This is a genomic window from Kitasatospora sp. NPDC092039 (assembly GCF_044756065.1).
Classification (GTDB): Bacteria; Actinomycetota; Actinomycetes; order Streptomycetales; family Streptomycetaceae; genus Kitasatospora.
Window position 1 is genome coordinate 33991 of sequence record NZ_JBIVSD010000032.1, and the last position, 15274, is coordinate 49264.

Consider the following 15274-nt stretch of genomic DNA (forward strand, 5'->3'; position numbering starts at 1 on the left):
AGTGACGCGGTGTCCGGTTTTGTCCCCTTGCCGGGTTGACGCGGGGGTGTACGGACGGAGCCCGCCGGACCGCGGGGGTCCGACGGGCTCCGGTGTCGCGCGGAGGCCGCGTCAGTTGCTCAGGCGCAGGCCGGAGCTGGTGGAGAAGACGTGGGTCTCGTTGGCGATCGGCACGACGTGGATGGTCTCGCCGCGGGCCGGGATCTGGCGGCCGGGCACGCGGACGACCAGGTCGTGGTCCTGGCCGCCGATCTGGGTGGTGCCGTAGACGAAGCCGTCCGAGCCGAGCTCCTCGACCACGTTGACGGTCACCGCGACGCCCTCGATGCCGCCCGACGGGACGATCTCGAAGTGCTCGGGGCGCACGCCGACGGTCACCGTCTTGTCGGTGCCGGCGCCGGCCAGGTCCTCGCGGGAGATGTTGACGACCGAGCCGCCGAACTTCACGCCGCCGTCCACCAGCGGCACCTCGACCAGGTTCATGGCCGGCGAGCCGATGAAGCCGGCCACGAAGAGGTTGGCGGGCTTGTCGTACATGGTGCGCGGGGTGTCGACCTGCTGGAGCAGCCCGTCCTTGAGCACCGCGACCCGGTCGCCCATGGTGAGCGCCTCGGTCTGGTCGTGGGTGACGTACACCGTGGTGATGCCCAGGCGGCGCTGGAGGCCGGCGATCTGGGTGCGGGTCGAGACGCGGAGCTTGGCGTCCAGGTTCGACAGCGGCTCGTCCATCAGGAAGACCTGCGGCTGACGGACGATCGCGCGGCCCATCGCGACGCGCTGGCGCTGACCGCCGGAGAGCGCCTTCGGCTTGCGGTCCAGCAGCGCGGTGAGGTCGAGGATCTTCGCGGCCTCCTCGACCTTGGTACGGATCTCCGCCTTGTTCACGCCGGCGATCTTGAGCGCGAAGCCCATGTTGTCGGCGACGGTCATGTGCGGGTAGAGCGCGTAGTTCTGGAACACCATGGCGATGTCCCGGTCCTTCGGCGGCAGGTGGGTGACGTCGCGGTCGCCGATCCGGATCGCCCCGGTGTTGACGTCCTCCAGACCGGCCAGCATGCGCAGGCTGGTCGACTTGCCGCAGCCCGAGGGGCCGACCAGCACGAGGAACTCGCCGTCCGCGATCTCCAGGTCCAGCGCGTCCACCGAGGGCTTGTCCGCCCCGGGGTAGACGCGGGTCGCCTTGTCGTACGTGACAGAAGCCATGGTCGTTGCTCTCCTTCACCGGCAGGAACGTGCCGGACGATCCGAGTAAAGGGGTCCGATGTACTCCGCCGGCCACCAGTGGTCTGGACCACTGAACGAACCGGCTCCCGGCGACGCTACCTGCGCTCCCGCCGCTTGTCAGCCCCCACCCCACCCGATTTCGGCATCGGTTCCATCACGCCCACCCGCCCCACCAACCCCCGGATATCCCCCCACCTCGCCACCCGGGCCCGGTAGACTGCCCCCCGGTGCCGCCGTGATCCATCGCGGACGGCCACCGTGCCTCCTTAGCTCAGCTGGCCAGAGCACCGCTCTTGTAAAGCGGGGGTCGTCGGTTCGAACCCGACAGGGGGCTCTGGGTTCCACCCCGGATGAGCTGCAGGTTTGGCCTTCTGGGGGCCTTATCGTCGGCCTCGGACTTCTCGTCCGAGGCCGTTTTGCGTGAGCGATGCGTGAGCGGATGGCCCGGTGAGCTGGGTGTTCACAGTGGACTGGGCAACCTTGCGCGGTCTGTTCGCCCGGGGAACGAGCCGGGCCGCCGCCTCGGCGATTGCCCGGTCGACCTGCGGGAGCAGGGTCGTGTACGTGTCCGAGGTGATGCCGATCGAGGAGTGGCCGAGCATCTCCTTGATCGAGTGCAGGTCCGCACCCGCCGCGTGAGCGAGGCTCGCCGCGCCGTGGCGGAGGTTGCCGGCCGCGATCGACCTGGACACCGCGAACCGCGCCATCGGGCTCGGCCGCAGCAAGGGCTACGAACTGGCACGACGGGATGCCTATCCCTGCTGCGTGTTGCGGCTCGGCAAGAAGTACGGGGTGATCACCGCAGACCTCCTGCGATTGCTGGGCATCGACGTCACGCCTGGCGGTGAGGCTGCGTGACGACATGGCCGCTGGTCGGTCCACGAGGTTGTCTGCCGTGAGAGGACTGCCGCCAGAGCAGTGGATCTTCCGCCAGGGCGGTCGTATCGTCGCGTCGCCCGTCGGTCGTGCGGCCGCGCAACGCAGTCCATCCGCCTGCGAGTTGAGCCAAACCGGCTTGCTCACTCCCGCAAGCCAGGAATGCGACGGCCCTCGGTGCTACCAACACCGAGGGCCGGACGAAGTCGCCAGATCAGCGAATCAGTTCAACCGGTGGCAGCGCGACGGTCCAGGTCGCGCGCCCCAGCGAGGAGCTTCACCGTGAACTCTACTTCTCCGCAGCCCGCATCGGGAGGCCAGGCGCAGGACTGGCCTCCTGTGGCCGTCCCGGGTCAGCCCGGTCACTTCCGACCAGCGGTCGGTCAGAACGACGTACTGACCGACGGGGGTGACCGGGACACCGTTCCTCTGACCGGTCAGGTCACCTCCGAGGCGGTCAGTGACCGGGTCACCGAGGACGTCCCGGTCAGTCCGCCCACCCCAGGCGCTGAGCTCCTGTCCGAACTGCGTTCAGCCATAGTCCGGTTCGTCATCCTGCCGTCCGCCCACGCGCTGGACGCGGTGACCTTGTGGGTGGCCGCCACCCACCTGCAGCTCGCGTGGCAGCACGCGCCGCGCTTGGCGGTGATCGGACCGGCCAAGCGGTGCGGGAAGTCGCGGCTGCTCGACGTGATCACCGAGACGGTCCACGACCCGCTAAGCACGGTCAACGCCACTCCGACCGCCATCTTCCGGTCGATCACCGACAAGCCGCCGACCCTGCTGGTGGACGAGGCGGACACCCTGTTCGGCACCATCAAGGTCGCGGAGAGGAACGAGGACCTGCGCGGCCTGCTGAACGCCGGCCACCAGCGGAACCGGCCCACGCTGCGGGTGTCCGGGCCCGACCACAAGCCGATGAGGTTTCCCACCTTCGCCATGGCGGCCCTGGCCGGTATCGGCGACCTCCCGGACACGATCATGGACCGGTCGGTCGTCATCCGCATGCGCCGCCGGGCGCCGGGCGAGCAGGTTGCCGCGTTCCGTTCCAAGCGGGACACCCCAGGCCTGCACCACCTCCGCAATGGCCTCCGGGCCTGGCTCGTGCCCCTGACCGACACGGCAGCCGACCTGGAGCCGTCGATGCCGGTCGAGGACCGCGCAGCTGACACCTGGGAGCCCCTGGTGGCGGTCGCCGACCTCGCCGGAGGCGAGTGGCCCGCCCGCGCCCGAGCGGCCTGCCGAGCCATGACCGCCCACGACTCCGGGCAGGACGAGGACGGCGGCCTGAAGACCAGGATCCTGGCCGACATCCGGCGAGTCTTCGCCGCAGGCGGCAACCCGGACGCCCTGTCCACCGAGCACCTCCTGACCGCCTTGAAGGCCGACAGCGAGGCGCCCTGGGCCGAGCACGGCACCAACGGCCTGACTGCACGCGGCCTGCAGCTCCTGCTCAAGGACTACGGCATCAGCTCGGCGAACATCCGCTTCGATCGGGACACCCAGCGCAAGGGCTTCACCCGCAACAGCTTCCTCGACCCCTGGAGCCGCTACTGCCCGGAACCCGTCGAGCAGCCTGCCGCCGTCGGCATCTGAGCCTCCACCACCCGTACCACTCGTCCCCGCCCAGCTCGGAGCGGGGACGGGTCGCTTCCCCGCAACGAGTTCTATCGTCCCTGGACCACCACCCGTACCACCGTGACCAGGCACGCAACGAGTGGGACGACTGCGACGCCGTCACGGCGTCCAGGAACACCGCAACGGACAGGCCGCCGGGGGTGACCGGACTGATACCGCAGGCGGAGCAAGTTGTGGGGTAAGTCATCCTTACCCCGGCCGCGCCCCTGGGGGCGGGCAAGGGTCGCCTACGACGGTCCTACGGCCTTCGTACGCGTGTGGCACGCCCAGGAGGGCGAAGGGGAACCAGCGGGTGGCCGCACAACGGCGGGTAGCCACCGGTCGAGCGACGCCGTCCTGCCGGCCATCTTCGGCGTCGTCAGCCGCCTCGCCATCACCTTGCTACAGATCGTCGAAGGTGCTGCGAGAAGCTACTGATCCAGGATGGAGATCCTCCCCGTTAGATGAGTGGGGCACGCCGGACTGAGTGAGCAACTGTTGATTCTTGAACTTTTCGGGGCGGCTGATCGCGTCGATAGCCCTGAGTGCCTTCTCGAGCTCCCACACCGCAGAGTCATCCGACCTCATGAGCTCCTGAAATGCGTAGAAAGATTCGCAGAGAGGGCGATAGTGGGAGGTGGTGTCGCTATCCTGGGGCGCCCGATCGGACCAATCTCTCAAAATTTCGTCGAGGCGCGGGATGATGGACCTGCGAGCCGAGAGCGAAATGGCCATTAGCTCACCCGGATCCATCAGGAGTCGAAAGTCGGGAGAGTCGAACCATGATCCATCGGGAAACTCTTCCGTAATCCTCTTGATTTCCTTCAGTGCGCGCTGCCTTGTGTGCTCGTCGAGAATTCCTGCGGTCCGTAGTCTGGCGAGTACATCAACCTCTGGGGAAAGCGCTAGCATCGGCCTAATTTTCAGCAATACCTCGACCAGGGACCAATCTCGCGCCATGTGAAGCGTGAGGAAGTCGTCGCTGCAGCGGTATGCGAGAAATCGACAGTACTGACTCCAAGACCTATGGTCTTTGGTGGTCGGTCTAATTTGGCAAAGGATCTCGGAAAGGCGGGGATAGAGTTTGGGTGGAATTCTGACGAGCGTACCTGCGGCTTTTTCGTTGAGCGCGTCAAGGCGTGACAACCCCGAGGCATCTTGGATCCCTTCAATGAAGAGATCCAACATGGTGGGATCCTCCGCCATCAAGGCGGCGAACCCCTCGCGTAGCGTTGGATGTCGAAAAGACCAGCAGTCCGCGCCTCCGTCGTAATCGGAGCTTCCGTAGCGCAGGAATGTTCCCCCCAATTGCGAGAGCGATTGTAGGGCGCTGGCGGATGAGCACCCGATTTTAGTAAGGGCGGCGGACTGGAAATCACTTAGATGGATGGGGTTGGGAAGATTAACGGCCATGTAGACGAGGGCCAGAGCGCCAATGTGAGACCGATCCATGCCGACGTATACGTCCCGAAGGAAAGACCCCGGGTCCGCCATAAACTCCTGAACGTGTCTCCGCGTGATGCACAAGCCTTGAGTGAATCTTGAAGATCCCAGGCGTCGTGCCGCCTCCGGGCGAAATGGCTCGACTGAAGCGGCTACTTCTAGATGTGGCTTGATCCACGACAAGAACCGCGGTGGTTGATCACCCATTCGAAGATGGTTGTAGAGTATCTGCTGGCGGCTAACGTAGTCCAGATCCTCCACGCTTACGACGACCTTGCCCTCCCGAAGGCGCGGGTAAGAATACTCCTTGAGGTATCTGCGAGCTTCCTTGTAGATATAATCTCGCGAGGTCAAGACGAACTTTGCCCCCATGCTTACGGCGGCCATTATCTTCGGAAGTCTACGACACCACTCGTCTGTCATTCCTCGCTCGTGCCTGACGGAGCCAAAAGCATCGTCGATCCAGAAGAATTGATTAGGCTCGTAAGGGTTCCAGTGCTCCACTGCCTCAATGGCGCTGCTTGCGAGCACGACATTGCAACCCCAATTATCAATCGCGGCGACAGCTAGAGCTGCTGCGATTGTTGACTTGCCGACCGCAGGCTCGCCAAGGAGCAAGACAAAACTTTCGGCGGAAAGCGAATCGGCAGCGCGATAGTAGCCCCTTGTGGCGACAAATGTTGACAGGTCGTCGCTTAGATAGTTAAGGAAGGCGCGGGATTGGGCGTAAGCTCGTTCGTCGATAATTTGCGACAGATCACCCAGTCCATATATGTGCGGGACTAGCATCCGAAGGCGCGGGGTTGTGGCGATTGTTTGGTTTAACCAGCGCCCGCCAAGAACCAGGGGATATTTCACCCCCAATTTTCTCAACCTGTTAACGATTGCTTCCTCGGCGTTGCCGCTGAGTCGCGCGTTGCTGACCAGGATATATGTCTCGCACAGGTTGGCTTGTACGAGCCGTGGGACTTTGGCGAATTCGTCCCGAAGGCCTGCAGCGGTTACCGTAGAGTCGCGGTTAGTGTGCTTGCACTGGATCACGAAAGCGCCAACTCCTGAAGGCATATCCGACGTGGCGCCGGGATGACTTCTCCACTCGCCATAGAAGGCGCCGTCTCTTCCACCATCCGCACTGTCCGCAAAGGGCTGAAAGAACTGCCCAATCACTTCACGGAAGATCATTGCCACTAAGTCCTGGAAGGCGCGCCACCCGAGCGTATGTAGCTGGAAGTCGGGCGGCCCTGGGGCTGAGACTGCTGGCATGTGATGATCGGTCACATGTGCAGGTTACGCTGCACCGACCTTGCCTTCGATGGTGTTGCGAAAGATCTCCATGGCAACTGTCACCGCTCGATCTTGGCCGGCGAAGTGATGGTTTCAGAGCGTCGCGGACGGCGAGAGTGGCCGTCGTGGCGCCTTCGCCGTTCGCAGAGGCGCTCTCATCTGGTGATCTCCGAGAGCCACGTACGCAGGGGCCCCTCGAGGTCGAGATTGTCGCCTCGCGTGGTGGTCTGGAGTAGTTCGGTGATGACGGCCAGTCCAGCGAAGCGCCCGGCTGGGGTGGCGAGGACGTGAGCGAGGCGGCGGTGGACCTCGGCGGCAGTCTCCGGGACGAGGAGGCTGTAGGCGTATAGGAGAGCTGCGTCGTAGCCTGCGGGCGCGGCGCCCCAGCCCTCCCAGTCGAGCACAGTGAGTGTAGGGCTGGTGAGGTTGGCCCAGTGCAGGTCGCCGTGGGACGTTGCCCAGGCGGGAACGGTGGTGTTGACGGGAATGCCCAGGTATTCCGGCATGGCCCGGTCCAGGTATTCCTGCCGGACCGCCACCCGGTGGCTGGGAACGGTGGCAATGGCGTCGAGGGCGGTGCTGAGTCCGTCCCACCAGGCGTTGTCCAGGTCGGGCGCTTCCCGAAGGATCGGCTCGTGGGTGGTGATGGTGGAGGCGGTGATCTTGTCGTACAGCTCTGCCAGGTAGCCGTGCTCGCCCTCGGCCCAGGTGCGCCGCTCCCGCAGGCGCGGCCTGGGTACCGCAGGAGGCATGAGTTGTTCTGCCTTCTGCGGCCCCTCCCAGAGCTTTCCGCCGGCCTTGTCGACCGGGACGGACACCAGGCGGAGCCAGCCTTCGCCGGATGTGGTGGCGACCGGGCGGCCGAGGGTACGTCCGCGCCAGCCCCATGCTTCGCGAGAGCCGCTCGGCGTCGCGTTGAGCGCCGCTGCTGCTGTGGCGTGCATCCCGCGCATCCGCCTGGCGGTGTCCGGCTCAGGTTCCGAGTACATCAACGACCCTTCGAAGTACGTCCGGAGACAGTGACGGTTGGCCGACGGCTTCGGCGGTCTGCCTCCAGTGTTCCGGGTTCCCCGTCGACAGGAGCACGCGCTTCACTCCTGGGGCTGAAGCAACGACGGCGAGGGCGGCCTCGGCAGGGGTCTTGCCAGGGCTGATCAGCTCGGACAGTTCCGGGGGCACCATGCCGGGAATCTCGCCACCGTGGAGCGGGGCGGAGGCGAACACCTCCAAGCCCGCAGCCAGGGCATCGGCCAACGGGCCGTGTCCGTCGAGAGCCTGGGCGACGGGTGCGAGGTGGACGAGGGAGACCGGGAGCTGGATGGCCCGCAGGTGATGATTCGGCCTGCCAGCTTTGGCCGCGAGTTCGATCAGCGTGGGTACGTCGAAGAGGCCGCTACTGAAGCCGCGCCAGGTCACCACTCCATAAGCACTGATGACCTGTTGGCTGCACACCTCCTCCAGGGCCAGGAAGGCGTTGAAGAGCCGATCGGTGATCTCGCCGTTCGCGCAGTCGTGTTCGGGGTTGTGCGCGAACACCAGATCGGGCACCCGGCCGAGCATGCGCCTGCTGCGCGCGAGCTGCCAGGCGATGTAGTCCGGGGGCGAGGCAGTGCCCGCGTTCGGCGTCCGCAGCGGACAGGGCACCAGCTCGCACACCGATGTGCCTGGCGTTGGCCGGGACGAAGCCCACCTTCGTGGAGAAGCACAGATCCGGGTAGGCAGCCAGAACCACAGCGAGTCACGTCTCCGCCCAGCCGCCTGCGTAGTTGGGCGCGGTGTCCACCCAGTTGGCACCCCGGGACGCGGCCATCACTGCGGCCTCGGCCACATCGGGGCAGCGGTAGGTGCCGAGGCCCAGCCGGGCCGTCATCGCGCACCTCCGATCGCGGCGGCCTGGCCGTCGACCAGCTCCGTCACGACACCGGCCGCCTGCCCGAGAGTGATGCCTGCGGCCTGTGCGAGATCGGCCAGCCGGTGAGGTTCCCCGTCGGCGAGGAGCGCGAGCATCGGCTCGGCCTTGGCGGCGAACGTCCACTCCTCACCGCCGGCGGTCAGCCGGACGGTGCCGTCGGACACGGCCGTGAGCGCGGGCCGCGTGGTGACCAGGCGCACCTGGAGGTCGGCGTCCGGCGGAGCCGCCGTGATGTGGGGCAGCGACGGTGCGAGCCGGGCTCGCTCGGTGGCGTCACGCGCGGAGGAGAAGCGGGCGATCAGGTCGTCGCTTTCCAACTCGGCCGTGATGAGCTTGCTGATCGTGTTGAGGAAGGCGTGCTGCTCCTCGGCGGTCCCGAAGCGCGGGAGGTCCGCCTGGACCGCCTCGTGGGCGCGCAACGTCTCCGACAGCCAGGTGATCAGATCGGCGCCCGTCGTGCTCTGCAGACCGCACGTGGCGTGCAGCGAGTGCTGGCCCTCGGAGGCGGCGACGGCGTGCCACCAGCCCTGGGGCAGATAGAGCACATCTCCGGCGGTGAGGACCAGATCGGCGACGGGCTCCTCGGGCGGCGGTTCGGGCGTCTCGACGTCGCGGTGCATCGGCACCGTGCGGGTGGGGCCGTAGATACGCCAGCGCTTCGCGCCGTCGAGCTGGACGACAACCACGTCGTGATCGTCCCAGTGGACACCGAAGCCTTCGATGCCGGTCCAGGAGTCGTACAGGTTGACCTGCACGCCGGTTCGCAGCCAGCGCTCCAGCTGGCCGGCCAGAGCACCGATTCCGGGGTGCAGCTCGTCGACGGCGTCCAGCACCAGCGTGGCACCCTCAGCCAGACGCTGGTGCAACTCGGAGGGCTGGAGCTGGTGCCAGACGGTGCTCCGCCGGGTGACGATCGGCCGGGAGTACGTGTGCGCGGCAGCTGCTCCCCGTTGGTGGCGAGTCGGAAGCGAGGGGGTTCGAACCGGTGGTGGGTCAGGATGGCGTTGAGGTCATCCAAGCTCATGAGTCCTGCGAGTGACGCGGCTTCACCGCGTGCGACCTTGAAGCTGCGGCCGAGCGTCTGGGCGAGGAAGTCATCCCCGCCCAGACGCTCAACCACCGAGAAGTGCTCGGCGGTCATCGTGATGCAGCCGTCAGTCGTTGGTGTCGGTTCGGCCGGTGGAGCCGCCGTCCGACGGCTGCTCGCCACGCGAGCGGGCCGCGGCGACCTTCGCGCGGGCGACCAGCAGGCCGTCGCCCTCCAGCTCGGTGTTGTTCGTCAGGTTCTCGGGCATGAAGCACTCCTTCGGAATGATGGGGCAGGCCGACTGCCCGGCCCCGTCGTGGGTGGAGCGATGGATCCGTTGCCGGGGCAAGCCGCCGGCGAGGAACCGCAGGTGTTTATGCCGCGTAGCTGTTGACCAGCGCGGGCACCTGTATCCCCCAAGCCCGCGTCGGGGCGGGAGGAAGTCTTGTCAGACGCTTGTTGGCGCGACGCCCCGTGCCTTCGGGGCAGCGGCCCTCACCAGCGCGGTGAGTCGCTCGTCGCCCGAAACGGCAGCGGTGGTGCCGACCTCGAACCAGATCCGTTTGCCAGCGGGGCCGGCTCGGCGCCCCAGTTCGTCGCGAGCGCCGCCACCAGGAACAGCCCTCGCCCGTCGGTGGCGTCGAGATCGATCCCGCCTGCAGCCGGCAGTTCGTGGCCGACATCCGTCACCTCGACGCGCCGCCGCTCACCGTCCCAGGACACGTGTACGACGCACGGGGCGCGGGTGTGGGACACAGCGTTGGTGATCAGCTCGATGGACAGCAGCTCGACATCGCGGAGCGCGTCCTCCGCCAGCGGCAAGCCCCAACCGCGCACGGCCCGTATCACCCGCCGCCGGGCGTCCGGCACGGCCTCGGCACTGGGAAGCACGCGAAAGCCGAACGGGCGGGGGCAGTGGCTTGGCGGGTGGCGACGGACATGAGCGCGGACCTTTCACCGGGACGAGGTCGGCAGCGGGCCGATTCGCGCCGGGATTCACCCGGCAGGTATCTACAGAACCGCCTCCAACGCCGGTGAACCAGAGCAGAATTGAAGCGGCGATGAAGCATCCGTGCTGCAAACCTGGGCATGACCTGGCCTGTTATGGCTACGGACGAACTGACGTACCTCTGGAGGACGCGGGATGGCATCCAGGAGGTCCCGGCTGATCCAGCGCAGGGAGGCTGTCGGCCACACCCAGGAATCCTTGGCTGAAGCCCTCGACGTGGACCGTACGACTGTGGGCCGATGGGAGAGCGGTAGGGGTGCCCCGCAGCCCTGGATGCGGCCGAAGCTCGCCCGGGCCCTGGGACTCTCGGTCGACCAGTTGGCCGACCTGCTGGCAGCACCCTCTGCAGCCGCCGAAGCAGTCCCACCGCCCAGCATCGTCGGCGACGCCTCGCCTCCTGTGCCTGCCCGGCGCACGGGCCGCGACAACGATCTCGTAGTGGCCGTGACAGTCGACTCGGCAGAGTCCGCGCTCTTCCTTCGCTTCGCGAGCGCGTCCAACGTGGACGACACACTGCTTGAACAGATCGACGCGGACATCGCGAGGCTGGCAGGGGACTACGTGAGCAAGCCGGTGTCCGAGCTCTTCCACGACATCGGAACCCTCCGGCGAGGAGTGTTCGACTTACTCCGAGGCCGCCAACACCCGTGACAGACAAGCCATCTCTACCTGCAGGCCGGACGCCTCTGCGGCCTGGCCACCCATGTCGCCCTCGACCTCGGCCAGTACACAGCTGCAGCTACGCATTCGCGAACGGCTTGGCGCTGCGCGGAGTCGGCTGGCCACAACGGCCTCCGGGCCTGGATCCGATCCGTCCAGTCCCTGATCGCCTACTGGCAGCAGGACCACCGCCAGGCCGCCGAACTGGCCAGAGCCGGGCTGCCGTACGCGGACAGCGGGACGATCGCAGCCCGCCTGCTCAGCCTCGAAGCACGGGCCACCGCCGCGCTCGGCGACAGCACGAGCGCGCTACGAGCCGTGGAAGCTGCCGAGGCGGCGCGGAGCGCCGTAGCTGCCGTGGATCTTCCCGGCGTATTCACGTTTCCCGAGGCCAAGCAGTGGACCTACGTCGGCACCACCCTCCTTGCTCTGGGCAGTCAGCGTCACATGAACCGCGCCATCGAGGCGTCCTCCAGGGCCATCGCCCTGTACGAGTCCGCACCGCAGCAGGAACAGTCCTCTGGTGACCTGCTGGCCGCCCGCCTTGACCTCGCCAACGCCCACCTCGCCCACGGTGACCTCGACGGTCTGCAGGAGAAGCTCTCGGTGGTGCTGAGCGCCGCACCGGACCGGCGAACAGCGAGCATCTCCAGCCGCCTTCGGGCGCTGAGCGCTCGTCTCGCCGAGCCCGGCTACGCAGGCTCCCCGGTCGTCCTGAGTCTCCGTGAGAATGTCAGAGAAGCCTGCTCTCGACCAGCACTCACGAACCCTCCGGAGCTGCCCCAGTGACGAGCAACACCGCGCAGCAGGACGCCGCAGTCGCCGACAAGGCGATCCTCGCGAACAGCGCATACGCCGACGGACGCCACCTGGCCGCCCGCCAGTCGATCTACCAGTGGCAGCAGCCGCAGTACGACCTGCCCGGGGTCATCGTTGAAGAACTGGCCGACACCAGCGGCACCGTCATCGACGTCGGCTGCGGCAACGGCAAGTTCGTCAGCCGCCTGCACCACGACCGCCCGGACCTCCAGATCATCGGAATGGACATCTCGGCGGGCATCCTCGCCGACGTCGCGAAGCCGGTCCTGGTGGCCGACGCCCAGGCCCTGCCCTTCGCCGACGACAGCGCCGACGCCGTACTGGCCCTGCACATGCTGTACCACGTCAGCGACATCACGTCCACGATCGAGGAGTTGGCCCGCGTCCTCCGGCCTGGCGGTGTGCTCATTGCCTCGACCAACAGCGACACCGACAAGCGGGAGCTGGACCAGCTCTGGGCCAAGGCTGCAGGAGACGTCCTCGGGATTCCGGAGGGGCCGGCGCGAGTCTCGCTAAGCTCCCGCTTCTCCCTGGAGAAGGCCCGCGGCTACCTCGGAACGGCGTTCAAAGACGTCCAGGTGCGGGAACTGCCCGGAATTATCGAGATCACCGACCCTGCGCCGATCGTCGCCCACCTAGCTTCCTACGAGGCGTGGGCAGCCCAATGCGGTGTCCCGTTCCATGAGACCGTCAGCCGAGCGGCTGAGATCGCTGCTGCGACAATCGATGCCCGAGGCTTCTTCAAGATCACGTGCCTTGGCGGGATTTTGGTATGCCAGCTGTAGGGGCAAGTCGTGCCCTGCTCCTGCGGGCAGCGCAGGCACGACCCCCGCGGGCACCTATTCAAGCTCAGCGATGTGGTGAGCCTGTGAGCTCAGGTGTGGATGGTGGGCCAGCAGGGCCTTGGCTAGCACCAGATCCTCTCGCGCCTCGTCGGTGCGCCCAAGGCGCCTGTAATTGATGATTCGGGTCTTGATGGCCATGAGGAGTGTTTCACTCGGGACCTCCTTCATGGACTCATCATCGATGATCTTTGTGAACGTCCTGATAGCGGCGTCGGTTTCTCCAGCGCGACTTAGTGCAACGCCAAGTTGGTGACGCAACACGAGATCGCTGGGCGAGAACTCTACCGCTCGACGCAGAGCATTTACCCGTCCATACTTGTCACGCTGGGCGTCGCACACTCGAGCCTTCACGCTATATGCGAGCCCCCCAGTGAGTTTATTTGCTCGGCTGCATGCAATATTGGCAAAGTTTATCGCCTGGCCAATTCGTTTTCTGGCCAGCTCGTAGTTGGCGCTCATGGCGAATACGTATGCACTCGTTGGAGCGACTTCGCGAGCCTGCTTGAACAGATCATCTGCGGACTCGAGGTTTCCTGAGAATGTTTCGGATTCTCCGCGGCGGCATAGAATTGTGCCACGCTTCTCGTTGTCGGTCTGAATTCCATATCGCTCGAAAACGCTAACGAAGCGTTCTACTTCCCATGATTTTAGCTCCATCTGCTGTGTATATTGCTGCACCCGGCGTCGCGCGTCGGTCTCCAGAGTGCCGAACTGCGAGAGCTGGCGGCCGGCGAAAGCAAGCGTGATGGGTAGACTCACGAATACCGCCTGCCCGTCCGCAGGGTGGAGCTGGCGACTCACAAGCGTCGCTTCCTCCAGCTCTCGCAAGGCTGTGTCCAGGCGGTCGTGCGACATTTCCGCGGCGAGGGCAAGAAGCTGGATCCCGGGAGGGGTGTCGAAAATGTACATTACCGACAAGGCCCGCTTTGCGTCTTGCGATAGGACGTCCCAGATGTTGCGGAAGCTAAATTCCAGTACCGGCGAATCCTCTCCCTTGACGTCTTTCAGTGCGCTGTCGAGGTCTCCTCGCAATTTGAATCGCCCGAGTGCCCACTGAATGGCCAGAGGGAGTCCTCCGCAGGCTTTGTTGATCTGCTCGATCCGGCGATCCGTGAGCTGCAGATTGATCTGGAGCTCTTCTGCCTTCACCGTCGCAAACTCGCGCGTCTCGGCATTATTTAGCTCGGGAACAGTTACCGGATATTCCCACCCGCCAGTCTTGCGCCGGCTGGTGATGATGACCTTTGCCAGCGACTCTGGAGGGAGTTCCTGGACGAAAGAGATAATCCTTCCGTCGTCTACTGTCTCCAGATTGTCGAGCACAATTAGAGTTGGCCATACGGAAAGCCACTCAATTACTGTGCTCTTCTTCTCCTCCAGGGCGTCAGGAGGCTCCTCGCTGAAGAGTCTAAGGATTTGGTCGAGCAGCCCTTCAAGTGAATAGAGGGTCCTGCTCTCGGATCGAGTGATGCCACCAGCGGTTAGAACCGTTTCCTTGGCGGTCAGTTGAAGGATGGCCTCGAAGGTTCGGTCCTCGTAAAAATGGTATGCGGCCCATGTGGCAAGCGCGGACTTTCCGACTCCGCCAGGTCCATGCACATTAATTATCCAGATGCGTGGATCTCTTGTCACTGCGGAAACGAGCTGCTCTCGGAGATTGTTGCGCCCAACAAAGAACCGGTAGTCCTTCTCAAGGAGTCGATAAGTTCCCGAGTCAACCGCAAATGGGCTTTTCGTTTCTTTATCAAGACTGTCTTGGTCTGCACGTTCCTCGAGGTCGTCGAGTAGCTCCTCGAGCTCCTCGCTGTTGTCGATTCGAACGGTGGAGTCGCCGCGGCGGAAATATATCTCGCCTCGCCGAAGGCCGAAGGATTCCTTGATGCAAAAGTCGTGCTTTACGAGGGTGGGTGTGCGTCGCTTTTTCCGCTTGGCGGCGGAGCGGATAAAAATTACTGCAAACCAGCGAGGTTCTCCGGTGTAGCGAAGCTGATGCTGCACAATGTCGACGGCGATCTCGATTCCCGCTGCACGGCGAATCTTGTCGCGAAGGAGCTTCGCATCGTAGGGAAGCTCGCTGGCCAGGCCCACAGGTACCCAGCTCCTATCCTGAACGCCGACCACGATGTACCCGCCGCCGGTATTCTTCATGGCTAGGGCATCTCTGGTGAAGGATGCCGCGCCGTGATCATTTTCCAGATGCAGTTCCTGCTTGAAATCAAGCCATTCGCACTCGCCGCGACAATCGATCAGATATTTGAGGGCCTCCATGCTCAGATCGCCCTCTCGTACCATTCGTTCGATGGTGGCGAGGTTCATCCGCTACCCGCTCTCTGCTCAGGCTTGCATCAGGGTGTTGCCGAAGGACCGGCGTGGATCCCGGCAGTCTAGTGAGGCAAGTGAGGCTTGGGGGCTGGAATGACAAGGACGAGTCCAAGGCGGGAGCCGCTTGGAGCGGGTGCGTGAGCGCTGGGTGAGCGAACGGGGTGGCAGGAGCCGAGCGGAGCTGGATCACGAGACCCGCCGCGTGGCGCTGACCTGCAGGTTCAGCGCCACGCGGC

The 15274-nt window shown here is 65.2% G+C and carries 13 protein-coding genes, 1 tRNA gene and 1 pseudogene; 6 read left to right on the forward strand and 9 right to left on the reverse strand.

Features of this window, described 5'->3' with window-relative positions; genetic code table 11:
* Positions 1-111: 111 nt before the first annotated feature.
* Positions 112-1203, reverse strand: coding sequence for an ABC transporter ATP-binding protein (locus ACIQI7_RS36980; RefSeq protein WP_387752818.1), 1092 nt, complete (start codon positions 1201-1203; stop codon positions 112-114).
* Positions 1204-1484: 281 nt separating this feature from the next.
* Between ACIQI7_RS36980 and ACIQI7_RS36985 the strand changes: the two genes are divergently transcribed.
* The 3 genes from ACIQI7_RS36985 (at position 1485) to ACIQI7_RS36995 (ending at position 3696) form a co-directional block, all read left to right on the forward strand.
* A tRNA-Thr gene (locus ACIQI7_RS36985) sits at positions 1485-1558 on the forward strand.
* A 332-nt stretch (positions 1559-1890) separates the two neighbouring features.
* Complete coding sequence (locus ACIQI7_RS36990; RefSeq protein ID WP_401118714.1) at positions 1891-2082, forward strand: hypothetical protein; 192 nt, start codon at positions 1891-1893, stop codon at positions 2080-2082.
* Between the two features lie 300 nt (positions 2083-2382).
* Entirely contained in the window at positions 2383-3696 is a 1314-nt protein-coding gene (locus ACIQI7_RS36995) for a DUF3631 domain-containing protein (protein WP_401118717.1), read from the forward strand.
* A gap of 423 nt (positions 3697-4119) precedes the next feature.
* Here ACIQI7_RS36995 and ACIQI7_RS37000 read toward each other — a convergent pair whose 3' ends face one another.
* The 7 genes and pseudogenes from ACIQI7_RS37000 to ACIQI7_RS37030 all read right to left on the reverse strand — a co-directional run bounded on the left by ACIQI7_RS37000 (position 4120) and on the right by ACIQI7_RS37030 (position 10274).
* Positions 4120-6438 (reverse strand): hypothetical protein, encoded by a 2319-nt coding sequence (locus ACIQI7_RS37000; RefSeq protein ID WP_401118719.1) that lies wholly within the window; start codon positions 6436-6438, stop codon positions 4120-4122.
* A 161-nt stretch (positions 6439-6599) separates the two neighbouring features.
* Complete coding sequence (locus ACIQI7_RS37005) at positions 6600-7388, reverse strand: hypothetical protein (protein WP_401118722.1); 789 nt, start codon at positions 7386-7388, stop codon at positions 6600-6602.
* Between the two features lie 28 nt (positions 7389-7416).
* Positions 7417-8100: a hypothetical protein gene (locus ACIQI7_RS37010; protein WP_401118725.1), complete on the reverse strand. Its 684-nt coding sequence runs from the start codon at positions 8098-8100 to the stop codon at positions 7417-7419.
* Between the two features lie 82 nt (positions 8101-8182).
* Positions 8183-8314, reverse strand: a complete 132-nt coding sequence (locus ACIQI7_RS37015; RefSeq protein WP_401118727.1) for a hypothetical protein — start codon at positions 8312-8314, stop codon at positions 8183-8185.
* Positions 8311-9497 (reverse strand): annotated as a pseudogene (locus ACIQI7_RS37020) (cupin domain-containing protein). The gene ACIQI7_RS37015 and the pseudogene ACIQI7_RS37020 overlap by 4 nt, the downstream one beginning before the upstream one ends.
* Before the next feature lie 13 nt (positions 9498-9510).
* Positions 9511-9651: a hypothetical protein gene (locus ACIQI7_RS37025; RefSeq protein WP_393030924.1), complete on the reverse strand. Its 141-nt coding sequence runs from the start codon at positions 9649-9651 to the stop codon at positions 9511-9513.
* A 227-nt stretch (positions 9652-9878) separates the two neighbouring features.
* Positions 9879-10274: an ATP-binding protein gene (locus ACIQI7_RS37030; protein ID WP_401118731.1), complete on the reverse strand. Its 396-nt coding sequence runs from the start codon at positions 10272-10274 to the stop codon at positions 9879-9881.
* Between the two features lie 253 nt (positions 10275-10527).
* Between ACIQI7_RS37030 and ACIQI7_RS37035 the strand changes: the two genes are divergently transcribed.
* From ACIQI7_RS37035 to ACIQI7_RS37045, 3 genes are all read left to right on the forward strand, one after another.
* Complete coding sequence (locus ACIQI7_RS37035; protein WP_401118733.1) at positions 10528-11043, forward strand: helix-turn-helix transcriptional regulator; 516 nt, start codon at positions 10528-10530, stop codon at positions 11041-11043.
* Positions 11044-11370: 327 nt separating this feature from the next.
* The gene (locus tag ACIQI7_RS37040) at positions 11371-11841 is read left to right on the forward strand and encodes a hypothetical protein (protein WP_401118735.1); all 471 of its coding nucleotides are present in this window, start codon (positions 11371-11373) and stop codon (positions 11839-11841) included.
* The gene (locus ACIQI7_RS37045) at positions 11838-12656 is read left to right on the forward strand and encodes a class I SAM-dependent methyltransferase (RefSeq protein WP_401118738.1); all 819 of its coding nucleotides are present in this window, start codon (positions 11838-11840) and stop codon (positions 12654-12656) included. Before ACIQI7_RS37040 ends, ACIQI7_RS37045 begins: the two co-directional genes overlap by 4 nt.
* A 54-nt stretch (positions 12657-12710) precedes the next feature.
* On the opposite strand, the gene ACIQI7_RS37050 is transcribed toward ACIQI7_RS37045, so the two are convergent.
* Positions 12711-15032, reverse strand: coding sequence for an RNA-binding domain-containing protein (locus ACIQI7_RS37050; RefSeq protein WP_401118740.1), 2322 nt, complete (start codon positions 15030-15032; stop codon positions 12711-12713).
* Positions 15033-15274 lie beyond the last annotated feature (242 nt).